A 23252-nucleotide genomic window follows, 5' to 3' on the forward strand; every position below is an offset into this window, starting at 1 on the left:
GTCTTAATGTTTTAAAGTTACTTTCAAAAACGTTTCGAAACAATCTTTTACTTTGCCAGTTGTGCACTTTTTATGCGAGGGCAGGCCGGCAAAGATAGAACTTACGAACGGGGCTATCGATAGCTTTCTGAATTAAACCATACTCTATTTCCGAAATATCCTTAACCGTTCCGTCTTTATAAAGAATATTAATATGTTCATTGCCGGGGTTATACATCCTGTTTTCAGCAATACCGTTGAAAACAAAATACTTCACTTCTTCGCTAGTTAACGACAATTGTTCCATTGCCTTTCGCTGCACAGCCTCAATTTCTTTTTCATTAAACGGCTGCATCTGCAATTTTGTTTTAAGCATATTGCGGTTTAACAACCATTTGCTGAGGGTGCTTAATACCTTATCGGGGTGGTGCTTCCATTTTTTCACCGACGCCACTACATCATAATCATCAAGGTCGCAAAACTTGGCCAGGTTATTCCGTATAAACTTGGCTGATTCTTTTGTACGTAAAAACTCATCCAAAACAGGAGTGGAGGAAAATGAGCCTTCTTCCTCTTGTGCCAGCACCCGGGCTCTTTCAAGAATCTTTACCAGCATATTTTCTGCACTCAACACCGTTTTGTGGAGATAAGCCTGCCAATACATCAACCTTCGGGCAACAAGAAACTTCTCAATACTGTATACCGCTTTCTCTTCCACCATCAGTTCGTTATTATGCACTACCATCATTTTAATGATACGGTCGTAGCCAATCACGCCTTCACTTACGCCACTGTAAAAACTGTCTCTTGTTAAATAATCCATACGGTCAACGTCGAGTTGACTGCTGATGAGCTGATGCAAAAATAATTTGTGATAAGTGCCTTTGAAAATGGACATAGCCAGTTCAAGTGCACCGTTAAACTCTTTATTGAGATGTTCGAAAATGAGTAAGGAAATTTCTTCATGATGCACATCTTCGATCAACACATGTTCCAGTGCATGACTGAAAGGCCCGTGCCCCACATCGTGTAGTAAAATCGCCAGTTTGGCGCCCTGTTCTTCGTCGGCTGTTATTTCAACTCCCTTATTTCTTAATTCCTGCAACGCCTGGCACATGAGATGGTAGGCGCCCATACTGTGATGCAACCTTGTATGTACCGCACCGGGATAAACTAAATATGCCAGCGCCATTTGATGAATGCGACGTAAACGTTGGTAAAAGGGATGCGATAGTATTTGATAGATCAACTCATCATCAAACGTGATGAAACCATACACCGGATCATTAACTATTTTCCTGAACTTCATGTGCTGATTTATAGTTGCTGTTTATTGCCACATTTATTTGCCACAAAAAACGAACATTGCTGCCGTTTTACATTTGAGGCTCATTTCACTGTAATCTGTTAAATATAAAAACTGCAAGTGTGCAAAGGTAATGGCTTGTGGTCTGAAACTTGTACCTTGGGTACTTATCTTTCGTTTTAAACCAATTAGCATGGCATTAGCAAAAATCCTTTGGGTAGATGATGAAATAGAGAGCTTGCAGTCGCAAAAAATGTTTCTTGAAAATAAAGGTTATGAAGTGCAAACACTTACAAATGGGTTTGATGCTATTGACTATGTAAAAGAAAATCCTGTTGATGTGGTGTTGATGGATGAAACCATGCCCGGCATTACGGGTTTGGAAACGCTTACAAAGATCAAGGAAGTGAATCAATCGATACCGGTTGTGCTCATCACTAAAAACGAAACGGAGAACCTGATGGATGATGCCATTGGTTCCCAGATCAGCGATTATCTTATTAAACCTGTAAACCCCAACCAGGTGTTGCTGAGTTTAAAAAAGATCATCGACAATAAACGACTGGTTAGCGAAAAAACAACATCGGCCTATCAGCAACAGTTCCGCAATTTGTTTATGGCGCTTAATAGTAATCCTAACTATAATGAGTGGATGGATATTTATAAAAAGCTGGTGTATTGGGAACTGGAAATGAGCAAGGCCGACAGCCCTGAAATGAGTGAAGTGTTGCAGCAACAAAAAAGCGAAGCTAATAACGAATACTTCAAATACATTTCGAGGCATTACTCTGATTGGTTGAAACCAAAATCAACCGAGGCGCCAATCATGAGTCACACGCTTTTCCAATTTAAAGTGTTACCTCATGCGGAGAAAGGAACACCTTTGTTCTTTATCCTCATCGATAACTTGCGCTTTGATCAGTGGAAAGCAATTCAACCCATTTTTGCAGAGAATTTTCGCATAGCAGAAGAAGAATCATTCTATTCTATTTTGCCAACAGCCACGCAGTATAGTCGTAATGCTATTTTCAGCGGTTTATTGCCTGTGGAGATTGAAAAGAAATTTCCAAAGCAATGGAAGAATGATAATGACGAAGGCGGGAAGAATTTGCATGAAGAAGAATTTTTTCGTGCACAATTACAGCGGCTTGGAAAGGGCGATTTGAAAGTATCATTTACCAAAGTATTAAATCACCAGGCGGGACAGGAGTTGGTGAATAATATTCACAACCTGTTACAGAACGATATTAATGTGATCGTTTACAATTTTGTGGACATGCTCAGCCACGCACGCACAGAAATGGAAGTGTTGAAAGAGCTGGCAAATGATGAGAAAAGTTACCGAAGCATCACTGCAAGTTGGTTTGAGCATTCACCGCTAAACCAGGCATTGAAGAAGATCGCTGATAAGAAGATCAATATTGTGATGGCAACCGACCATGGCAGCATTCGGGTACAGAAGCCCTCGAAAGTAATTGGTGATAAAGAAACCACTACCAATATTCGTTATAAGCACGGTCGCAACCTCAATTTCGAGCCAAAAGAAGTGCTGGCTTTCCGAGATCCGGCAGAAGCAGGTTTGCCCATGCCGAATGTAAATTCATCGTTCATTTTTGCAAGGGAGGATATGTATCTGTGTTACCCGAATAATTACAACTATTATGTGAATTACTACCGCAACACCTTTCAACATGGTGGCGTAAGCCTTGAGGAAATGATCATTCCGGTAGTAAGGATGACGAGTAAGTAAGGAAGCAGGAGGTTGGAGCTACGAAGTACGATGGCCAAGCTGTGGAAAAGTCTTAGTTATTGAAAACCGATAAGAGCTATAGTACCGATAAATTTGCAGCATACTAAATATCCCCTTCAGGAATTAGGAGCATGAAACTGAATCAGACAACATTAGATAAATTAGAAGATATTCTGGAAGAAAGCGGCTACGTTGTTCGTTACGAGCGTGGTACTTTCCAAAGTGGTTATTGTATTCTTGAGCAAAAGAAAGTGGTGGTGCTTAATAAATTCCTTATGCAGGAAAGTCGTATCAATACCTTACTTGAACTTATTCCACAGGTAAACATCAGTTTCGATGCACTCACTGCCGGCTCACAAAAATTGTATGAAGAGGTAATGGCATTGGCAGCAGCGAAAGCCACCAATGAAGAATCATAAATGAAGAGTGAGAAATAAAAAATGAAGATGCAGTTTACGTTACAACCTTTTTCATTTCTTATTTTCAATTTTTCATTTTTAATTTTAGCTAGTGAGTTATCCCCCCATTAAAATTACTTTTCTAGGAACCGGCACAAGCAGCGGTGTACCTATGATCGGTTGCGATTGCGAAGTGTGTACTTCAAAAGATCCCAGGGATAACCGCCTCCGCAGCAGTATCATGGTTGAAACAGAAAATACAACCATAATTGTCGATACAACCCCCGATTTCCGTTACCAAATGCTTCGGCTTGGTATTAAAAAAGTAGATGCCATCATTTTTACACATCCGCACAGGGATCATATTGCAGGGTTAGATGATGTACGTGCATTCAATTACATCAGTCAAAAACCCATGGAAGTGTATTGTAATTATCTCACCGAAGAAGCTCTTCGACGGGATTTTTATTATGCGTTTTCTGATACTCGTTACCCCGGTGTTCCTGAGATCAACCTGAATACGATCACGGAAGAACCTTTTACCATCAACGATCTTAATATTGAACCCATCATGGTGTGGCATATGAAAATGCCGGTGTACGGTTTCAGGTTTGGCCCGTTTTCTTATATCACTGATGCCAATTTTATTGAAGAAAAAGAAAAGGAAAAAATTAAGGGAAGTGAGGTGATGGTTTTAAATGTACTTCGAAAAGAAAAACATATTTCTCATTACAACCTGGAAGAAGCCATTGAGCTGGTGCAGGAATTAAAAATTCCTGATGCCTATTTTACACATATCAGCCATCAATTAGGTTTACATGCATCAGTCACTAAAGAATTACCATCAGGTATCCATCTGGGTTATGATGGATTAGTACTCAATTTATAAGCAACTACCCGCTTTGTAGTATTTCATTTTCCTTCGGCAGCTGCTATATTAGAGTATGCAGTTTACCCAAACAAAATGGGTGAAGGAATATTTCTCCTTCACAAAAAAAGAACGTAATGCCATTATCACCCTCGGGTTGTTGGCCTTGCTGTTCTCTCTTTTACCCACGCTCTTTCCTTTTCTTGTTAAAAATGATATTGAATTGGTTGTGGACACCCTTGCACAACGTGAGTTGGCTTCACTTGAAGTTTTAACCGATAAGCAGGAACAGTCATCAGCTTCGTTTGCCGATGCTGATCCTTATCAACCCAAAGAATCAAGATTTGAAAAATACAGGCGTGAGAAAATTGTTGGCGAGTTATTTTCATTCAACCCAAATACTATTACAGCAGAAGAATGGAAGCGTTTGGGTTTGAGAGATAAAACCATTCAAACCATTCTAAAATATCGAAGCAAAGGCGGCAGATTTTATAAGCCCGAAGATTTGCAACGTATTTATGGTTTGCACACTGATGAGTATGAAAGGTTGGCGCCGTATATTCAAATTGAAGCAAAAACAAAAGCTGTAGTTCAACCCACTTTTGTTTCAACAGAAATAAAAACGGAACGAAAAGAATACAGTGCGGTTGTGGTTGATATTAATAATGCCGACACAGCAACGTGGAAACAATTAAAAGGAATTGGCTCGGCTTATGCAAGGCGCATTGTTAATTTCAGAACCAAGCTGGGTGGTTTTGTTTCCGTTGAACAAGTTGCAGAAACCTACGGCCTGCCCGATTCTGTTTTCCAGAAAGTGAAAGAGCAGTTACGTTTTAACAACTCATCAATCCATCAAATTGACATCAATACTTCAAGTGTTGATCAACTAAATGCTCACCCTTATATCGGCTATTCTGTGGCAAATGCCATTGTTCAATACCGTAAAGAGCATGGTCTTTTTTCAGCGGTACACGACCTCCAGAAAATAGGGGCAATAGATGCTTCGCTTTATCGAAAAATCAGTCCTTATCTTACAGTAAAATAGAGAGGAAAATTTTTCTTCTTATTTTGGCTAACATGTGTTAGCGATCACTATATTTGCAGTGCCGTTTCGATTGATTGCTACATGTAAAACAGTTGAGTCATGGTGCTGCCTTAAAACAGTTCATGGCTCAACTTATTTTAGGAGCTGTCAGGAATAAATACAATACGATGGATTTTAAACAAAACGAAGTAACGCAGCAGGTAGCTCAGGTGGCAAAAGACTTTGCAACTAAACATATCAGGCCATTCGTAATGGAATGGGATGAAACACAGCATTTTCCCAAAGAGCTGCTACAGGAAATGGGCAAGCTTGGGTTGATGGGCATTTTTGTACCTGAACAATATGGAGGCAGTGGTTTTGGCTATTATGAATATGTGGCCGCAATTGTAGAAACTGCTAAAGTTTGTGGATCGATCGGGTTGAGTCTTGCTGCGCATAACTCGCTTTGTACTGGTCATATTTTGTATTGTGCCAGCGAAGAGCAGAAGCAAAAGTATTTGCCCAAACTTGCAAGTGGAGAATGGATCGGTGCATGGGGATTAACGGAACCTAATACAGGTAGCGATGCAGGTAACATGCAAACAACTGCTGTAAAGGATGGTGACGATTGGGTGTTGAATGGAACGAAATGCTGGATCACACACGGCATTAGTGCAGAAGTAGCAGTAGTTATTGCACGCACAGGTGAGCCCAGAGTAAGCGGTAATTCAACTGCATTTATTGTTGAACGAGGAACGCCCGGATTTAAAGCAGGCAAGAAAGAAAATAAATTAGGTATGCGTGCCAGTGAAACGGCTGAAATGATTTTTGATAATTGTCGTATACCGGATGCAAACCGGATAGGTGAAGTGGGAGATGGCTTTCGCCAGGCATTAAAAATTTTAGATGGCGGTCGTATCTCTATTGCTGCACTTTCGTTGGGTATAGCAAAAGGAGCATTTGAAGCAGCGTTAAAATATTCGCAGGAACGTCATCAATTTGATCAGCCGATTTCTAATTTTCAGGGAATTTCTTTTAAATTAGCTGACATGGCAACTGAGATCGCTGCAGCCGAATTGCTGATCATGAAAGCAGCTGACTTAAAGAACAGGGGAGAGAAAGTAACCGAAGCCGGTGCAATGGCAAAGTATTATGCAAGTGAGGTTGCTGTAAAAGTGAGTAATGATGCCGTACAGATTTTTGGCGGCTATGGTTACACAAAAGACTTTCCGGTTGAAAAATTTTATCGAGATTCGAAGCTGTGTACAATTGGTGAAGGCACCAGCGAAATACAAAAGATCGTCATTGCCAGGGAGCAATTAAAATAGTAATTAAGCATGAGAGAAAGCGGCCGCTCCGAAAGGAGCGGCTTTATTATTTAATCAAGAAAATCATCTTCATCTTTCGGCCCATACTTGTCGAATAATTTATCAATAGCGCCACCAAAAATCGGGAACTTCTCTTTTGCAAAATTCTTTATCACTTCAATTGATTTATACGCCTGCTCTTCAGTTAATCCTTCGGCCATTAAGCGGTTGATGAGATCTTGCATGTTGTCAGGTTTAAAGTGGAAAGTTAAAAGTTTAAACTGTTGAATCAATTAAAATAAAAAACCTGCTGAAATTTATCAGCAGGTTAATATACTTCTGTTTGTATTTCTTACTTCGTTTTCCGTAACTGGTTATGCAACTTTCAATAATCCAAGTTTGCTCTTATCGAATTTGTGCATAGCATAGTCGAGTGTAAGATGAAACTGTTTTTCATCGCTACCTGGCAAATCGAACATCGCATCAGTTAAGATACTTTCGCAAATGCTGCGTAATCCTCTTGCACCGAGTTTATATTCCATTGCCTTACTCACCATAAAATCGTACACATCATTATCGATGATCAGTTCAATGCCTTCGAGCTCAAATAACTTGTGGTATTGTTTAATGAGCGCATTCTTTGGAGTAACAAGAATTTCACGGAGTGTTTCTGCATCAAGCGGATTGAGATAAGTAACAATCGGTAAACGTCCAAGCAATTCAGGAATCAAACCAAAGCTTTTCAGATCCTGTGCATTTACATATTGCAGCAGGTTTTTCTTCATGCTTTCCTGTTCTTCTTTGTTAACATTGAATCCAATGGCATTGGTGTTTACACGGCGTGCAATCACTTTATCAATACCGTCAAATGCACCACCGCAAATGAAAAGAATATTTTGTGTGTTGATCTTGATAAGCTTTTGCTCAGGATGTTTACGGCCGCCTTGTGGTGGAACCAATACTTCAGTTCCTTCAAGCAACTTTAACATACCTTGTTGAACACCTTCACCACTTACATCACGGGTAATAGACGGATTGTCGCCTTTACGTGCAATCTTATCGATCTCATCGATGTACACGATACCTTTTTCAGCAGCTGCCACATCATAATTACAAACCTGAAGCAAACGGGTGAGAATGCTTTCTACGTCTTCACCTACATAACCGGCTTCAGTAAATACGGTCGCATCCACAATAGCGAAAGGAACATTCAATAAACGTGCAATGGTTTTAGCAAGCAAGGTTTTACCGGTACCGGTTTCACCCACCATTACAATGTTACTTTTTTCAATTTCTATTTCGCTTTCTGCTTTTTGCTTTAAACGTTTGTAGTGATTGTACACAGCAACAGATAATACCTTCTTGGCTTCATCCTGGCCAATAATGTATTCATCTAAAAACCGTTTGATCTCTACCGGTTTTTTTACATTCAGCTTAAAGTTGGAAGTAGTTGCTTCATTGCGGAGTAATAATTCCTGTGCAATGATTTCCTGGGCATGTTCTACACAGTTTTCGCAAATGTGGCCTTCCTGCCCCGCTATTAAAATCTTTACTTCGTCTCTGCTTCTGCCACAAAAAGAACAGTGCAACATGTTGTTTTTCGCCATTTGAAATGGATTTTTTCAGGTTGTTTTGGTTATACAAAACCAACTCAAAGATAACAATGCTTTTTAATTACCCTAGTATAATGATAAAAAAGGGATGGAATACTACAGATTCCATCCCTTTGTATGCGGTTAATGAATGATCAGAGCTTGTCGAGAACGCCATCCACAATGCCGTACTGAACGGCTTCATTTGCATCCATCCAGTAATCACGATCAAAATCTTTCAATACCTGCTCCACTGTTTTGCCACAGTTTTCAGCCAGTATTTTTGCGCCCATTTCCTTTGTTTTTGCAATTTGATTGGCAATGATCTCCAGATCGGCACTGGTGCCTTGTGCACCGCCAATACTTGGTTGGTGGATCATTACTTCACCACTAGGGAAAATATAACGCTTGCCTTTTGTACCACCGCTCAACAGGATCGATCCCATTGATGCGGCCATACCCATACAAATAGTGCTTACAGGTGAACTGATGAGCTTCATGGTATCATAAATAACCATGCCACTTGTTACAACCCCTCCCGGACTGTTGATATACAATTTAATTTCTTCGCCAGGTTTAACTGCATCGAGATACAATAATTTATTTACGATCTCTTTTGCAGAGTTATCGTGCACAACACCCCAGAAAAATATCTTGCGTTGTTCTAAAAATTTCTTGTTGTAAGGTCCAAACGCCGCAGCGGTGAAATTCTCTAACGGATTTTCTTTTGGTTCATCTTCTTCCTCTTCTTCGAAACGAATTGGAAATTTTAAATTATGCTGATACATAGTTTACTTGGTTTTGAGGTTTAGCTTTCTTTTGATTTACGTGGGTTCATCACTAATACTTCATCCACTAATCCATATTCTTTTGCTTCACTTGCTTTCATCCAGAAGTCACGATCACTGTCTTCTTTCACTCGGGCAATTGGCTGACCACTATGATAAGCAATGATCTCGTAAAGTTCTTCTTTCAGTTTCTTTACTTCATTCACCATGATCTGAATATCGGTAGCTTGTCCACCTGCGCCACCATAAGGCTGGTGTAACATAATGCGTGAATGTTTTAATGCAGTACGTTTTCCTTTTGTGCCTGCACACATCAATACCGCACCCATACTTGCTGCAATGCCAATTGTGATCGTGCTTACATCAGGAGTGATATACTGCATCGTATCATAAATGCCAAGTCCTGCATAGATGCTACCGCCCGGACTATTAATGTACATCTGAATATCACGTGTGCGATCTGTACTTTCAAGGAACAACATTTGTGCGGTTACAATGTTGGCAACATAATCATTGATCGGCTCACCCAGAAATATGATACGATCCATCATGAGACGGGAGAACACATCCATGCTGGCTACGTTCAACGGACGCTCTTCAATAATGTAAGGCGTAAGATTAGTTGGGTAATTAATTGCCGATTGATAATTATGCAGTGTGGCGCCGGAAATACCTCTGTGTTTAACGGCGTATTTTTCAAATTCTTTATTGAAATCCATATTCGTTTTTTTTCCGGTTTGAAGTTAAGGGAAATCGTTTGGAATAAAATGTTTTCAAATACCATGCGAGGCAGAAAATCAGGACATTAAGGCAGAGGACGAGTAGAAAGTTGAAAGTGGAAAGTTGAAACTGAGAGTAATTCGGTTATTATGGCTTGAACTTTTGCAGAGTTTTTGCATTGTTTTGGGTAAAGTAAAACCCCGCTGTTAGTTAACAGCGGGGTTTTATATTTTATACTTTCAACTTTGTATTTCGCACTTCTTAGTGGTGATGGTGCTGGTGCTCTTCGTTCATCTTAGCAAACTCTTCCGCTGTTACTTCTTTCTCTTCTTTTTGCACCTGGCCTTCAGCCCATACAAATACTTTTTCAGTTACAAGTCTGCGGTAAGTCTGATCAACCTGTTGTTCATCTTTCAATAAACCATCTACATATTGATCTAACCATTCAAGATTACCATCGCCGAGGTTCATGCTACCGAAATAACCTAATACCTGCTGACGCATGCTTTCTTTCAATTCTTCAGGAGAAACTTCCAGTTTGTTTTCCGTAATCACTCTGTCAGTGATTAACGTCCAACGTAATTGATTGTTGAATGTTGGATATTCTTCTTCCACCTGCTGAGGCGATTTTGGATTTTCACCAGAAGTAGCTAACCATTTTTTCAGGAAGCTTTCAGGCAATTCCATTTTTGTATCATCGAGCAATACATGGTAGAGATGATGTTGAATCTGATTGCTGCTTTGCTTATCCCAGTATGCCTGGATGTCGGCTTCAATGGCCGCACGGAAATCAGCTTCAGTGGTAAGACCTTTACCCGGCAATGCTTCATTAAAGAACTCTTCGTTCAATTCACGTTTTTCAATAAAACCAACTTTTGTAATAGTGAGTTTGAAATTCTTTCCGTCAGCCTCTGCAGCATCTTTTAATCCAAGATCACTGATTACCCAGTTGCGTTCTTTTTCTTCAAACGCATCCTGTAAAGTGATGACGAATGTATCGTCTTTCTTTTTACCCTGCAACTGCGTGCGGTACGCAGGCGTAAAATATTTAACCAGTAAAGAATTATCTTTTTTAATGCCACCTTCAACAACGTTACCTTCTGCATCCACTTCTTCAAACGTAAGATTCAGCACATTGTCATCGCTGCTCACAGTTTCAGGCTCAGTCATTTTACCAAAACGTGTTTGCAGGCGCTCAATTTCTTCGTTCACCATTTCAGGGGTTGCCTTCACCTTGTAGTAAGGAGCTTTTACTTTGCTCAGATCCAGTTCAAACGGAGGCTTCAAACCAATTTCAAAATCAAAGCTGTAATCGGCCGGCTGATCCATATTAGGTTTGAAATCGAGATTGCTGAGCGGAAGAGGCTGTGCAAAAATGTCCAGCTTTTCATTGGCTAAATAATCGTTCAATCCCTTTTCAATATTGCGGATCACTTCTTCTGTAAAAATGCCGGGGCCGTACATCTTCTTCACCATACCTGCTGGCACCATACCCTTACGAAAACCGGGGATATTTGCTTGCTTGCTATAAGTTTTGAGGGTTTTTTCAAATGCAGGGAAATATTCTTCCTTGGTGATCTTAACAGTAAGTTTGTCGGTTAACAAACCAATGTTTTCTCTTGTTACTGTTGCCATAAAAACGTTGAATGTTTGAATGTTTAAAAGTTTAAGGCTGAAGGCCAAGCGTTGAAACATTCAACCTTAAGCCTTAAACTGAATTTGAATTGTCCGGATGGAGGGACTCGAACCCCCACACCTCACGGCATCAGATCCTAAGTCTGACGTGTCTACCAATTTCACCACATCCGGAAGAGCTTTGTTTGAAAACGGGCTGCAAAGGTAGGGGGTTTCAGTTATTCATACGCTTTAAGAAACTGCTTTTTCGTAAATTCGCTTTTACTGGAAACAATTTCGAACATACCGGCCTATACCCTTACCCCCGAACAGGAGAAAAAGGAAATCCTTCGTCATTACCGCAGTTTGTTACGCTCGCTCAAGACCAAACTCAAAAAAGGCGATAAGGAACTTGTGCGTACTGCCTTTGAAATGGCGGCTGATGCGCATAAAACTATGCGCCGGAAGAGCGGCGAGCCTTATATTTTACATCCGCTGGCTGTTGCCCAGATATGTGTGGAAGAGATCGGTCTTGGTGTGCGTTCTACCATTTGTGCGTTGTTACACGATACGGTGGAAGATACTGATGTTACGTTGGAGGATGTGGCCCGTGAATTTGGAAATGAAATTGCACGGATCATCGATGGGCTTACAAAAATCTCCACTGTTGTTGATGCCAATTCAACCCAGCAGGCTGAGAATTTCAAGAAGATATTATTGACGCTTACGGATGATCCACGTGTCATCCTGATTAAACTGGCTGATCGTTTACACAATATGCGTACGCTGGATAGTATGAAGCGTGAAAAGCAGTTGAAAGTATCCAGCGAAACAGTGTACGTTTATGCACCGTTGGCACATCGTCTTGGTTTGTATAATATCAAGACCGAGATGGAAGATCTCTCCATGAAATATCTGGAGTCGGATACATATAAAGAAATTGCCAGGAAATTAGCAGAAACAAAAAGGGAACGCAGTCGCTACATCAACGAGTTCATCAAACCGATCAAAGAAAAATTAGACCGTGCAGGTTTTACGAGCTATGATGTGCATGGTCGTCCAAAATCAATACACTCCATTTCAAACAAGATCAAAAAGAAAGGAGTGAGTTTTGAAGAAGTGTATGATCTCTTTGCTATCCGTATCATCATTGATTCTCCAAGTGAACGTGAAAAAGAAGATTGCTGGAAAGCTTATTCCATTGTTACAGATATGTACACGCCATCGCCTGAACGTTTGCGTGACTGGTTGAGTAATCCCAAGAGTAATGGTTACGAAGCATTGCATACAACTGTGATGGGGCCGCAAGGTAAATGGGTGGAAGTGCAGATACGTACCAAGCGTATGAATGAAATTGCTGAGAAAGGTTTGGCCGCACACTGGAAATACAAAGAGGGGAGCGGTGATGAAGACAGGTTTGACAAATGGTTCCATAATATTCGTGAAGCGCTGAATAACCAGGATAGCAGTTCACTTGATTTTCTGCAGGATTTTAAAAGTTCATTTCTTGCCGAAGAAATTTATGTGTACACACCGAAAGGTGATGTAAAAATGCTCCCTGTTGGAGCAACCGCATTAGATTTTGCGTTTAGTGTGCATAGCGATGTTGGCAGCCGTTGTATTGGTGCAAAAGTGAATCATAAACTTGTACCGATTGCACATAAGTTGCGTAGTGGCGACCAGATCGAGATCATTACAAGCAGCAAACAAAAACCAAGTGAAGACTGGTTGGCCTTTGTTGTTACTGCCAAAGCAAAGAGCAAGATAAAAGATGCGCTGAAAGAAGAGAAACGTAAAGTGGCCGATGAAGGAAAATATGTGTTGCAACGCAAACTGGAACAAATGGGCGCCAGTTTCGACATCAACAATGTAGAAACACTCACTTTGTTTTACAAACTACCTTCTCAGCTTGAACTGTTTTATAAAATTGCCACCAAGGCAATTGATCTGAAAGAAATAAAAGATCTCCATCTTCATGGCGATAAGCTGGAGCTTCCGAAACCAGCGAAGCCTGCAATGGAACCAAAGCCTGAATATGATCCTAACAGAACAGGCTCACATAAAGATTCGGAGTTGATCATTTTTGGAGAAAGTAGCGACAGGATCGTTTACACTCTGGCCAATTGTTGCAAACCAATTCCTGGGGATGATGTATTTGGATTTGTTTCAACCGGTAAAGGATTGATCATTCACCGCATTACTTGTCCGAATGCATCAAGATTGCTGGCAAACTTTGGTCATCGTGTGGTGAAAACAAAATGGGCCAAGAACAAAGAGATCTCCTTCCTCACAGGTGTTAAGATCATTGGTGTGGATGATGTGGGTGTGGTGAGTAAGATCACCAATTTGATCAGTGGCGAAATGCGTCTTAACATCAGCGCTATTACCATCGAAGCAAAAGAAGGTGTGTTCCAAGGCAACATCAAAATATTTGTACACGATAAAGATGAACTTGATGAACTCGTTTCCCGCCTGTATAAACTAACGGGCATTCAGAAAGTGGAACGTTACGATACCGAGCAATAATTTTCTTTCCCCAACTGCATTTTTATTTCTTCTTCCCCTTTCGATTCACTTATTTTTGCGGCTTCAAATTATCCACTCAAATTATTTTATGGTTGATGTAATTCTGGGCCTCCAATGGGGCGACGAAGGAAAAGGAAAGATCGTTGATTTTTTTGCACCAAATTATGATGTGATAGCCCGTTTCCAGGGTGGTCCTAATGCAGGACATACACTGTACGTAAACGGTGAAAAAGTAGTACTTCATCAAATCCCCAGCGGAATTTTTCACAAAGGCATCGTTAACCTTATTGGTAATGGTGTTGTGCTCGACCCGGTTACATTAAAAAAAGAGTGTGAGAAAGTAGCTGCCATGGGTGTTAATGTAAAAGAGAATCTTTTTATTGCACAACGTACCAATATCATCATCCCAACTCATAGAGCTTTGGACAAAGCTGCTGAACTGGCGAAAGGTGATGAGAAGATCGGATCTACCTTAAAAGGTATCGGCCCTGCTTACATGGATAAAACTGGTCGTAATGCATTACGTGTTGGTGATCTGCTCGATCCTGAATTTAATAAGTTGTACGAAAAGCTAAAGGCAAAACATTTACAATTGCTCGGCAATTACAATTTCTCTGAAGATATCAGCGAGTGGGAGAAAGAATTTTTTGAAGCAGTGGAATTCCTGAAAACATTGAACATTGTAAACGGTGAATATTTCATCAACCAAAAAATCAACGAAGGCAAAAGGGTGTTGGCCGAAGGTGCGCAGGGTAGCATGCTTGATGTTGATTTTGGAACTTTCCCGTTTGTAACTTCTTCAAATACTATTTCGGCTGGTGTAAGCACAGGACTGGGCGTGGCACCTAATAAAATCAGGGAAGTGATAGGTATCACAAAAGCTTACTGTACGAGGGTTGGTAGTGGTCCTTTCCCAACGGAATTATTTGATGCTACAGGTGATGAGCTGCGTAAAATTGGCAACGAATTTGGTGCAACAACAGGAAGGCCTCGTCGTTGTGGCTGGATAGATCTTGTGGCGTTGAAATTTGCCTGCATGATCAATGGTATTACACAAATTGTGATGACAAAGGCAGATGTGCTTGATAGTTTTGCTGACCTTGAAGTTTGTACAGCATATAAAGTAAATGGCAAAGAAACCCTTGAAATTCCTTTTGAGATCAGCAAGGTAAAGATAGAACCGGTGTATAAAGCATTTAAAGGTTGGAGTAACCCGACTGCTGAGTGTAAAACGTCGGCTGATTTTCCTGAGCAAATGGATACTTATCTTGCATTTATTAATGAGTATCTTGGTGTGGAAGTGAAATATGTTTCCAACGGTCCGGGAAGAGATCAGATAGTGGCTGTCTAAATAAAAAGCTTTACAAAAAAAATTTTAAAAAAAAGTTTGGCTAATTCAAAAACCCGTTGAAATTTTACAGCATAATCATTCTTACAAATGGCAAAGTCAATAAAGAAAACAGGCGACTCATCTACTCCAAAACCGGAGAACACAAAGAAGGCTGACAGCAAGCCAAAAAAGAATCATGAAGATGATGAAGACGAAGATGATGATCTGGATATGGAAGAGGATGAACCCGAAGTGAAGAAAGGCGGGAAAGCGTCAGCATCAAAATCGAAAGCTAAAGATGACGATGATGATGATGATGCGGGAGATGATGAAGATGATGATGATTGGAATAAAGGTGAAGAGGATGATGATTACGACCCCGACTTTGAAGAGTTTGATATTCCTAAATCAAAAGGCAAAGCAGCAGGCGGAAAGAAAAAAGGGGCAGAGGAAGAAGATGACTTTAAAGTGGATGATGACTTTAAAGAGTTTGATATGATGGGTGGCGGCGGAGATGACTTCGATGATGACGATGATGATTTTTAATTCAATTTGTGAAGCATAACTTCCAATCTTTTTTAATAACAGATTTCTCTGCAACAAAACGTCAAATGTTGAGCTGGTGTAACCGGTTCAACATTTGTTCTTTTCTGGATAACCATCATTACCGTTTACCCGGTCATAGTTATGAATGTTTGATCGGTTGCGGCGTTACATCATCCGTTACTGCAAATGCAGGCACAGCTTTACCACAACTTCAGCAATGGCTCGATCTTGAACAAGGCAACTGGATCTTTGGACATTTGAATTATGATCTGAAAGAAGAAACAGAACAACTTAGCTCCACTCATATTGACAGAATTGGTTTCCCTGATCTTTTCTTTTTTGTGCCGCAGTATGTTTTCCAATTCAATGAGCAGGAGCTGCGGATAGGATCATTGAAAGATGATCATGAATCTATATGGAATGAAATCAATACGGTAGAAATAAATTCAACTGTTGCTGCAAATGAATTGCAGATCAAAGAACGTGTTTCAAAAGAAAACTACGTTGAAACAATTGAAGCTGTACGCAGGCATATTCTTCGTGGCGATTGTTATGAGTTGAATTACTGCATGGAATTTTTTGCTGAAGATGCCATCATTGATCCATTTCAGATCTATGCAGCACTTACAACTATTTCACCCAATCCGTTTTCTGCTTTTTATAGAGTGAACAACAGTTACCTGCTCTGTGCAAGTCCTGAACGGTTCTTAAGAAAACAAGGTTCGCAATTAATATCACAACCCATTAAAGGAACATTGAAGCGTAATGCAACGGATGTTGTTACAGATGAAGAATTAAAAGAACAATTACGTAACAGTAAGAAAGACCAGAGTGAAAATGTAATGGTGGTTGATCTGGTGCGTAACGATCTGAGCCGTGTATGCAAAGAAGGCTCTGTGAGAGTTGATGAGTTGTTTGGCATTTATTCTTTTCCTCAGTTGTACCAGATGATCTCCACGATCAGTGGTGAAGTGAATGAAGCATTCAGCTTTACAGATATTCTGCGTGCAACATTTCCCATGGGCAGCATGACAGGCGCCCCCAAACGAAAAGTGATGCAGTTGATTGATCAATATGAACAATCGAGAAGAGGATTGTTCTCGGGTGCTGTTGGGTATATTGCACCAACAGGTGATTTTGATTTTAACGTGGTGATCAGGAGTATTTTTCATAACGCTGCCACAAACTATCTTTCTTATATGGTGGGCAGCGGTATTACGTTTTATAGTGATGCTGAGAAAGAATACGAGGAATGTTTGTTGAAAGCTGATGCAATAAGGAAGGTGTTGGGGTAGTTTCTGGTAAACGTATGCATAAATAAAAACAGGTATCAAACGCAATGTCCTCCCCGGGCTTTTGTGCATAAAGATTTTTTGGCTACAAGGAGTGACATTGCTGAGAAAAAATTCCTCGAAAGAATCATTCCTAATAATTTTCAAATACCTATGTTAGATCCTGAAATTTTTCCTGAATTATACCTTGTTCGCTATTATCCGACAATAACATCTAAATAAGAACAATGCAAAATCTTGAAAAACTATTAAACCAATTCGAAAGCCTTCTCAAAGAAATTAATGCACCAATTCTTTCCCTGTTACAACCAGGGATTGAAAAATTTGAAGGTGATTTCATCGTTCAAAAGTTGCCTAATGAAGTAAAAGCACTTTATAAGTGGCGAAACGGTACAACAATTAGAGAGGGTTTAGAGCTAGGTAAATTATGGCTTTTCAATTTTGGTATTTTTCTACCATTCAATATTTCATTAGAAACTTACAAAGAAGCTGCGAATAACGTTATACAGTGGGATGAATACAAATTTCCATTATTTGTTAGCGGCGGAGGTGAGTTCTACCTGGTTGACTGCAACCCGTCTTCCAGTGAATACGGAATGATATTATACCATTCAATAGGGGATATTGATTTTGATATAACAATTACTAAGTATGATTCGGTAGAAGCTTTTATTAAAACAATCCATAAATGTTATGAAGAGAAAGTTTATAATTTTTCAGATAATGGCGCTATTCAGTTTGATAATAAATTAGAACAACAGATTAGTGTAAAATTTAATCCCAAGTCGAGATATTGGACGGAATTATAAATATCTTTTGTTTAAAATGCTAACCTTTCTTTTTAGGTGCAGGTTTCTTCTTCACCTCCGGTAAATCTGAAACCTTTGGATAAATATCTTTCATACCATCTTCGCCATAAAAGCGCATGAGCAATTGCACGCTTTCGTTGAGTATATTGTAGCGGTTGGCGTTAAATGCAAGCATCTTGTCTTTTGGCAGCCGCAGATTAAATGCATTGTTACCTGCAAGCACCGCATCAAAGTTTGGATTAAGTTGATTGAACGTCAGAAGATCAATCACAAGGTTCTTTGCCATTACTACCGAACTGAATTTGCCTACGATTGCCTGTACATCAATATTCGGGTCAGTTTTCTCCGGTGCAAATTCATTGGCAATGGGCTGCTTGCCATCATTCACCACGGTTGTTACACCCCCTTTCCCCTCCATGATAAAATGGGTGGCAATAAATTTCTTTACATGCATCCTGCTCTCAGCTGGAAGGTAGTATTGTAATTTCCAGAAATCACGACTGCCGCTTTTCTTCATTGCACTGTAAACTCTTCCCGGTCCGCCATTATAGGCTGCGATCACGAGCAGCCAATCATTTAAATCTTTATAGAGATAGGTAAGGTATTTTGCTGCTGCATGTGTACTGCGGAAATAATCAATACGTTCATCCATAAAAGCATTTACATGCAAGCCATATTCCTTAGCCGTGTAAGGCATAAACTGCCAGGGGCCACGAGCGCCCACCCAACTTGTGGCATTTGTATTTAAACCACTTTCAATAACAGCAAGGTATTTTAATTCATGTGGCAGGCCGTATTGTGTAAGCACATTATCGATCAACGTAAAATAAGGCATACCCCAACCTTTCATTTTCTGTAGGTTTTTCCCATACCGGTCGAGATAGTCCTGGATAAATCCCCAGGCCTGAGGATGGATCTGTGCATCATATGAAGTGGAAGAGCTAAATTCCTTATTGACAAACAGCGCCTGGAAACCATATTTTGTCACATCGCCTGGTTTGTTTTCACCTGAAGTATCAACAACATTGCCGTTAACAGAAGAATCTTTCTGTGCAAAGCTTAACACAGAACAACTGATAAATAGGAAACTAAGAATTAATTTATGCATCGACAAAATACTTACGATGCCTTGTAGTTTTTTAGCAATACATCAGCAAGGCGGAGCAAAGATACTTCATCGAAATGCTTTGTCATCAATTGAAGTCCGAATGGTAAACCATTGCTGTGCTGAAAGAGTGGAATAGAAATGCCGGGGATACCTACAAGATTAGCAAAAACAGTATAAATATCTGCGAGGTACATCTCAACAGGATTGTTGCTTTTTTCACCGATCTTAAATGCAGTGGATGGAGAAACGGGCATCAGTAATACGTCTATATCGCTGAAAACCAGTTTTGTTTGTTCGTATAATTTGCGACGTACCTGTTGCGCTTTGGTATAATAAGCATCATAATAACCGGCACTCAACACAAAAGTGCCCAGCATAATGCGACGTTGCACTTCTTCACCAAAACCTTCGGAACGATTAGCCGAGTAAAATTCTGTTAATTCTTCTTTTACAGGTGTTGATTGGTAGCCATAACGAACACCATCGAAACGGGAGAGATTACTGCTGGCTTCAGCAGTGGTAAGAACATAATAGGTTGGTACGATATAATCGATCAGATCAAAGTCGAGCTCGTTTACATCATACCCATCAGCTTTTAATTGATCGATCAGCTTTATGTGTGTATCCCTGATCTCTTTATCCAAACCTGCATGTTGCAATGTTTGTTTGAAATAACCTAGAACAGGTTTGGTTGATTTTTTTTGTGCAACTGCTGAAGTATAATCCGGAACAGGTAGGGTAGAAACAGTAGCATCAAAATCATCAGCCCCTGCGATAACCGAAAGCACCAGCGAAGCGTCTTCAACTGAATGAGCAAGCACGCCAATTTGGTCGAAGCTTGAACCGTAAGCGATCAAACCATGCCTGCTCACTCGTCCGTAGGTAGGCTTTACACCAACAATGCCACAAAAATCTGCAGGCTGACGAACAGAGCCACCAGTATCACTCCCCAGGCTCACCATGCAAAGATTTGCCTGAACTGCAACTGCTGAACCACCAGACGAGCCACCGGGAACACGTTCTTCATCAAGCATATTCTTTACTGGCCCGAAAGCAGAATTTTCGTTGCTGCTTCCCATGGCAAACTCATCGCAATTATTAATGCCGATGATAATGGCATCTTCAGCCAACAGCTTTTGCACAGCTGTTGAATTATAAATGGAATGAAAGTTTTTGAGAATGTTTGACGATGCTGATAATGGATGATTTTGCCATGCAATTACGTCTTTAATACTAATGACAACACCGTGCAATTTTCCTGGTGTCTTGCCTGCAGCTCGTTGTGCATCTAATTCAGTTGCACGTTGCAAAGCTTCTTCAGGAAACGTGTGCAACAATGCATTGAGATGCGCATACTTTTCCGTTTGAGCCAGGTAAAATTCAACCGCCTGCTTACAGGAACTTGTTCCATCAAGCAAATGCTGCTGGTATACTTTTATGGTTGTAAAAGGATACAATGAAGAGTTTCTTCAGAAAAATTTGAAGTGAAAAACGAAAATGAGGGAAAAAGAAATTACTGCTTAGGCTGATTTGCATCAGTAGGAGTAGAGCTCTCCTCAATTTCTTTACGAACAGTATTCTTGGCATCGTTAAACTCACGTATACCTTTACCCAAACCTTTCATAAGCTCAGGAATCTTTCGACCACCGAACAACAATAAAATGATAATAGCAATGATGATGATTTCCTGGGTACCGAGAACGCCGAGAAGTATGGGTTGAAAATTCATGACAATAATTTTAAAGGAACACAAAGTTACAGTTATTTGTAACGCAGCCTTGCAAAGAAAAATAAAAAACCTTCCATAGGGGAAGGTTTCAATGCGTTTAATTTCAGTAGAGATTAACGGATAAAATTCTTGCCGCATTTACCTGCTTTGCCGTTTGCTGCCTGGTAAGGAGTGATACCACGGTTGCATGACATTAAAAACATTGTAATTACTGCAAGAGCTACTAATACCTTTTTCATGATCGAGACGACTTATTTAGTTAATAAATAGAGTAACGATTACTTCAAAAGGTATGGGATTGAAAAAATCCTTTCGGATCAGAGATTAAATATAAGAACGTTTTCTGGCTTTTTTAAATTATAAAGGGGGAAAGTTTTCTTTCCCCCTTTATACAAATATGTCTAAAACGATGATTATCTCATGCGCTTTTCTTTAATACGGGCACTCTTACCGCTTCTTTCACGGAGATAGAAGAGTTTTGCACGGCTTACCTTACCAACTTTGTTCAGTTCAACTGAATCAACGTTGGGTGAGTTTACCGGGAAAGTACGCTCAACACCTACACCATCAGAGATCTTACGCACTGTAAATGTTGCAGTTGCGCCTTGACCCTGGCGTTTGATCACATCTCCACGAAAACCCTGGATACGTTCTTTACCACCTTCCACGATCTTATAATTCACAGTAACGTTATCACCTGCTTTGAACTTTGGTTGTTCTTTCTTAGCAGTTAATTGTTCATGTACAAATGCAACAGCGGCGTTCATAACTCTTAATTTTTAGGACGGCAAAGGTAGGGGTAAATTTGAAATTTTAGATTGAAAATTTCAAATTTATTATCTCGCCACGTTTACAGCTCTTTTTTCACGAATAACGGTCACTTTAATCTGGCCCGGGTACACCATTTCGGTTTGTATCTTCTGAGCCATTTCAAAACTCAATTTGTCTGATTCAGCGTCGGTTACTTTTTCAGCTTCTACAATTACCCTTAATTCACGACCCGCCTGGATAGCGTAAGCCTTTTCGACACCGGGATAAGCCATCGCCAGGTTTTCAAGATCCTTAATACGTTGCAAGTATTGCTGCATGATTTCACGACGGGCACCTGGTCTTGCACCACTGATAGCATCACAAGCCTGAACAATAGGAGAGATCACATACTGCATTTCCATTTCATCATGGTGGGCGCCGATAGCATTTACTACCGCTGGATTTTCACCATATTTTTCAGCAAGCTTGGCACCAAGCAATGCATGGCTCAATTCAGTTTCTTCATCAGGCACTTTACCAATATCATGCAACAGACCGGCACGTTTAGCCAGCTTCGGATTCATTCCTAATTCTGCCGCCATGATAGAGCAGAGGTTGGCGGTTTCACGGCTATGCATCAACAGGTTTTGACCATAAGATGAACGGAAACGCATACGCCCCACCATCCTGATCAATTCTTTGTGCATACCATGAATACCTAATTCGATTACGGTACGTTCACCAATTTCCATCACCTGCTCTTCCAGTTGTTTGCGGGTTTTTTCTACCACTTCTTCCACACGTGCCGGGTGAATACGACCATCGGCCACCAGACGTTGTAAACTCAAACGGGCTACTTCACGACGAAGCGGATCAAAAGAAGAAAGAAGAATTGCTTCGGGCGTATCATCAACGATCAGGTCAACTCCCGTTGCGGCTTCAATAGCACGGATGTTGCGACCTTCACGACCAATGATCTGGCCTTTTATTTCATCGCTTTCAAGGTTGAAAACGGTTACAGTATTTTCAATGGTTTGTTCAGCCGCAGTGCGCTGAATTGACTGGATCACAATCTTACGTGCTTCCTTGTTTGCTTTTAATTTAGCATCTTCTATAATTTCCTGTTGAAGTACCAAAGCACGGGTTTGTGCTTCCTGCTTTAAGCTTTCCACCAATTGATTCTTGGCTTCTTCAGCACTAAGTCCGGCGATCTTTTCAAGCCTGCGGATATGCTCTTCCTGGTGTTTTTCCAGTTCTGTCCGTTTCAGGTTCACCACTTCGATCTGACGATTGAGGTTTTCTTTAATGGCCTCGTTTTCCTTAATCTGCTTGTCAAGGTTGGCGTCCTTTTGATTGATCGATTGTTCTTTCTGACGTGCACGATTCTCACTTTCGTTAATCTTGCGGTTACGTTCTGTCACTTCACGGTCGTACTCAGACCTGAGTTGAACAAATTTCTCTTTCGCTTCCAACTCCTTTTCCTTGCGTATGGTTTCTGCTCTTAATCCCGCTTCTTTGAGGATCGACTGTGCTTGCGCTTCGGCTTCCTCTACTTGTTTTTTTGTGTTTTTAGCGAAGATGACTTTGCCTGCTACTATCCCCACGATTAATGATAGTACTCCTATTATAGCGTATAATATTACTGGTTCCATTGTTGTTGACTGGTTTGTTTTCGGTATGCAAATCGTTCCTTTCTATGGCGTTATAAAAGTTCATAGCGGGACAATAGGGAGCGAAAATACAGAAAAAAGAGGTAGGAAAAGGGGGAAGTACTAACAGACTTAAGCTTGCTGCCGATTTGCTTTTGGTTTACGAT

The 23252-nt window shown here is 40.4% G+C and carries 22 protein-coding genes and 1 tRNA gene; 10 read left to right on the forward strand and 13 right to left on the reverse strand.

Going from position 1 to position 23252, the window contains the following annotated elements; genetic code table 11:
• Positions 1-70 precede the first annotated feature (70 nt).
• Complete coding sequence (locus ACO1QW_RS07565; RefSeq protein ID WP_486257202.1) at positions 71-1288, reverse strand: HD domain-containing protein; 1218 nt, start codon at positions 1286-1288, stop codon at positions 71-73.
• Between the two features lie 190 nt (positions 1289-1478).
• Between ACO1QW_RS07565 and porX the strand changes: the two genes are divergently transcribed.
• The 5 genes from porX (at position 1479) to ACO1QW_RS07590 (ending at position 6653) form a co-directional block, all read left to right on the forward strand.
• A complete protein-coding gene (porX, locus tag ACO1QW_RS07570) occupies positions 1479-3035 on the forward strand; it encodes a T9SS response regulator signal transducer PorX (protein ID WP_486257203.1) in 1557 nt (518 codons plus the stop codon).
• Between the two features lie 131 nt (positions 3036-3166).
• On the forward strand, positions 3167-3454 hold the full coding sequence (locus ACO1QW_RS07575) for a hypothetical protein (protein WP_486257205.1): 288 nt from the start codon (positions 3167-3169) through the stop codon (positions 3452-3454).
• 91 nt (positions 3455-3545) lie between these two features.
• Positions 3546-4322, forward strand: coding sequence for an MBL fold metallo-hydrolase (locus ACO1QW_RS07580; protein ID WP_486257207.1), 777 nt, complete (start codon positions 3546-3548; stop codon positions 4320-4322).
• Positions 4323-4377: 55 nt separating this feature from the next.
• Complete coding sequence (locus ACO1QW_RS07585; protein WP_486257209.1) at positions 4378-5346, forward strand: ComEA family DNA-binding protein; 969 nt, start codon at positions 4378-4380, stop codon at positions 5344-5346.
• 122 nt (positions 5347-5468) lie between these two features.
• Complete coding sequence (locus ACO1QW_RS07590; protein WP_486257210.1) at positions 5469-6653, forward strand: acyl-CoA dehydrogenase family protein; 1185 nt, start codon at positions 5469-5471, stop codon at positions 6651-6653.
• A 50-nt stretch (positions 6654-6703) separates the two neighbouring features.
• Here the strand turns inward: ACO1QW_RS07590 and ACO1QW_RS07595 are convergent, their stop codons facing one another.
• From ACO1QW_RS07595 to ACO1QW_RS07620, 6 genes are all read right to left on the reverse strand, one after another.
• Positions 6704-6877 carry a hypothetical protein gene (locus tag ACO1QW_RS07595; RefSeq protein ID WP_486257212.1) on the reverse strand — a complete coding sequence of 58 codons (174 nt, stop codon included), beginning with the start codon at positions 6875-6877 and terminating at the stop codon, positions 6704-6706.
• 129 nt (positions 6878-7006) lie between these two features.
• Positions 7007-8239: an ATP-dependent Clp protease ATP-binding subunit ClpX gene (clpX, locus tag ACO1QW_RS07600; protein ID WP_486257214.1), complete on the reverse strand. Its 1233-nt coding sequence runs from the start codon at positions 8237-8239 to the stop codon at positions 7007-7009.
• Between the two features lie 140 nt (positions 8240-8379).
• Positions 8380-9012, reverse strand: coding sequence for a ClpP family protease (locus ACO1QW_RS07605; protein WP_486257216.1), 633 nt, complete (start codon positions 9010-9012; stop codon positions 8380-8382).
• Between the two features lie 20 nt (positions 9013-9032).
• Positions 9033-9731 carry a ClpP family protease gene (locus ACO1QW_RS07610; protein ID WP_486257217.1) on the reverse strand — a complete coding sequence of 233 codons (699 nt, stop codon included), beginning with the start codon at positions 9729-9731 and terminating at the stop codon, positions 9033-9035.
• 262 nt (positions 9732-9993) lie between these two features.
• The gene (gene tig / locus ACO1QW_RS07615) at positions 9994-11367 is read right to left on the reverse strand and encodes a trigger factor (RefSeq protein ID WP_486257219.1); all 1374 of its coding nucleotides are present in this window, start codon (positions 11365-11367) and stop codon (positions 9994-9996) included.
• A gap of 92 nt (positions 11368-11459) precedes the next feature.
• Positions 11460-11541, reverse strand: a tRNA-Leu gene (locus tag ACO1QW_RS07620).
• Positions 11542-11712: 171 nt separating this feature from the next.
• Here ACO1QW_RS07620 and ACO1QW_RS07625 point away from each other — a divergent pair.
• The 5 genes from ACO1QW_RS07625 (at position 11713) to ACO1QW_RS07645 (ending at position 17849) form a co-directional block, all read left to right on the forward strand.
• Complete coding sequence (locus tag ACO1QW_RS07625) at positions 11713-13872, forward strand: RelA/SpoT family protein (RefSeq protein WP_486257221.1); 2160 nt, start codon at positions 11713-11715, stop codon at positions 13870-13872.
• A gap of 88 nt (positions 13873-13960) precedes the next feature.
• Complete coding sequence (locus ACO1QW_RS07630) at positions 13961-15223, forward strand: adenylosuccinate synthase (RefSeq protein WP_486257223.1); 1263 nt, start codon at positions 13961-13963, stop codon at positions 15221-15223.
• Positions 15224-15310: 87 nt separating this feature from the next.
• Positions 15311-15748, forward strand: a complete 438-nt coding sequence (locus tag ACO1QW_RS07635; RefSeq protein WP_486257225.1) for a hypothetical protein — start codon at positions 15311-15313, stop codon at positions 15746-15748.
• A gap of 8 nt (positions 15749-15756) precedes the next feature.
• Positions 15757-17043, forward strand: coding sequence for an anthranilate synthase component I family protein (locus tag ACO1QW_RS07640; protein WP_486257226.1), 1287 nt, complete (start codon positions 15757-15759; stop codon positions 17041-17043).
• Between the two features lie 224 nt (positions 17044-17267).
• Complete coding sequence (locus ACO1QW_RS07645) at positions 17268-17849, forward strand: SMI1/KNR4 family protein (protein WP_486257227.1); 582 nt, start codon at positions 17268-17270, stop codon at positions 17847-17849.
• 19 nt (positions 17850-17868) lie between these two features.
• On the opposite strand, the gene ACO1QW_RS07650 is transcribed toward ACO1QW_RS07645, so the two are convergent.
• The 6 genes from ACO1QW_RS07650 to rny form a co-directional block, all read right to left on the reverse strand.
• Positions 17869-18957: a lytic transglycosylase domain-containing protein gene (locus tag ACO1QW_RS07650; RefSeq protein ID WP_486257229.1), complete on the reverse strand. Its 1089-nt coding sequence runs from the start codon at positions 18955-18957 to the stop codon at positions 17869-17871.
• Between the two features lie 11 nt (positions 18958-18968).
• Positions 18969-20414 (reverse strand): Asp-tRNA(Asn)/Glu-tRNA(Gln) amidotransferase subunit GatA, encoded by a 1446-nt coding sequence (gatA, locus tag ACO1QW_RS07655; RefSeq protein ID WP_486257231.1) that lies wholly within the window; start codon positions 20412-20414, stop codon positions 18969-18971.
• 56 nt (positions 20415-20470) lie between these two features.
• A complete protein-coding gene (locus ACO1QW_RS07660; protein ID WP_486257232.1) occupies positions 20471-20686 on the reverse strand; it encodes a Sec-independent protein translocase subunit TatA/TatB in 216 nt (71 codons plus the stop codon).
• A gap of 113 nt (positions 20687-20799) precedes the next feature.
• Positions 20800-20925 carry a hypothetical protein gene (locus ACO1QW_RS07665; protein ID WP_486257234.1) on the reverse strand — a complete coding sequence of 42 codons (126 nt, stop codon included), beginning with the start codon at positions 20923-20925 and terminating at the stop codon, positions 20800-20802.
• Between the two features lie 174 nt (positions 20926-21099).
• Complete coding sequence (rplS, locus tag ACO1QW_RS07670) at positions 21100-21453, reverse strand: 50S ribosomal protein L19 (RefSeq protein WP_486257236.1); 354 nt, start codon at positions 21451-21453, stop codon at positions 21100-21102.
• Between the two features lie 69 nt (positions 21454-21522).
• Positions 21523-23088 carry a ribonuclease Y gene (gene rny, locus ACO1QW_RS07675; RefSeq protein WP_486257238.1) on the reverse strand — a complete coding sequence of 522 codons (1566 nt, stop codon included), beginning with the start codon at positions 23086-23088 and terminating at the stop codon, positions 21523-21525.
• Positions 23089-23252 lie beyond the last annotated feature (164 nt).

Source organism: Lacibacter sp. (genome assembly GCF_057361365.1).

Coding starts and splice junctions, on each gene's coding strand:
- ACO1QW_RS07565 (WP_486257202.1), bottom strand. CDS start 1,288: ATGAAGTTCAGGAAAATAGTTAATGATCCGGTGTATGGTTTCATCACG.
- porX (WP_486257203.1), top strand. CDS start 1,479: ATGGCATTAGCAAAAATCCTTTGGGTAGATGATGAAATAGAGAGCTTG.
- ACO1QW_RS07575 (WP_486257205.1), top strand. CDS start 3,167: ATGAAACTGAATCAGACAACATTAGATAAATTAGAAGATATTCTGGAA.
- ACO1QW_RS07585 (WP_486257209.1), top strand. CDS start 4,378: ATGCAGTTTACCCAAACAAAATGGGTGAAGGAATATTTCTCCTTCACA.
- ACO1QW_RS07590 (WP_486257210.1), top strand. CDS start 5,469: ATGGCTCAACTTATTTTAGGAGCTGTCAGGAATAAATACAATACGATG.
- ACO1QW_RS07595 (WP_486257212.1), bottom strand. CDS start 6,877: ATGCAAGATCTCATCAACCGCTTAATGGCCGAAGGATTAACTGAAGAG.
- clpX (WP_486257214.1), bottom strand. CDS start 8,239: ATGGCGAAAAACAACATGTTGCACTGTTCTTTTTGTGGCAGAAGCAGA.
- ACO1QW_RS07605 (WP_486257216.1), bottom strand. CDS start 9,012: ATGTATCAGCATAATTTAAAATTTCCAATTCGTTTCGAAGAAGAGGAA.
- ACO1QW_RS07610 (WP_486257217.1), bottom strand. CDS start 9,731: ATGGATTTCAATAAAGAATTTGAAAAATACGCCGTTAAACACAGAGGT.
- tig (WP_486257219.1), bottom strand. CDS start 11,367: ATGGCAACAGTAACAAGAGAAAACATTGGTTTGTTAACCGACAAACTT.
- ACO1QW_RS07630 (WP_486257223.1), top strand. CDS start 13,961: ATGGTTGATGTAATTCTGGGCCTCCAATGGGGCGACGAAGGAAAAGGA.
- ACO1QW_RS07635 (WP_486257225.1), top strand. CDS start 15,311: ATGGCAAAGTCAATAAAGAAAACAGGCGACTCATCTACTCCAAAACCG.
- ACO1QW_RS07645 (WP_486257227.1), top strand. CDS start 17,268: ATGCAAAATCTTGAAAAACTATTAAACCAATTCGAAAGCCTTCTCAAA.
- ACO1QW_RS07650 (WP_486257229.1), bottom strand. CDS start 18,957: ATGCATAAATTAATTCTTAGTTTCCTATTTATCAGTTGTTCTGTGTTA.
- ACO1QW_RS07660 (WP_486257232.1), bottom strand. CDS start 20,686: ATGAATTTTCAACCCATACTTCTCGGCGTTCTCGGTACCCAGGAAATC.
- ACO1QW_RS07665 (WP_486257234.1), bottom strand. CDS start 20,925: ATGAAAAAGGTATTAGTAGCTCTTGCAGTAATTACAATGTTTTTAATG.
- rplS (WP_486257236.1), bottom strand. CDS start 21,453: ATGAACGCCGCTGTTGCATTTGTACATGAACAATTAACTGCTAAGAAA.
- rny (WP_486257238.1), bottom strand. CDS start 23,088: ATGGAACCAGTAATATTATACGCTATAATAGGAGTACTATCATTAATC.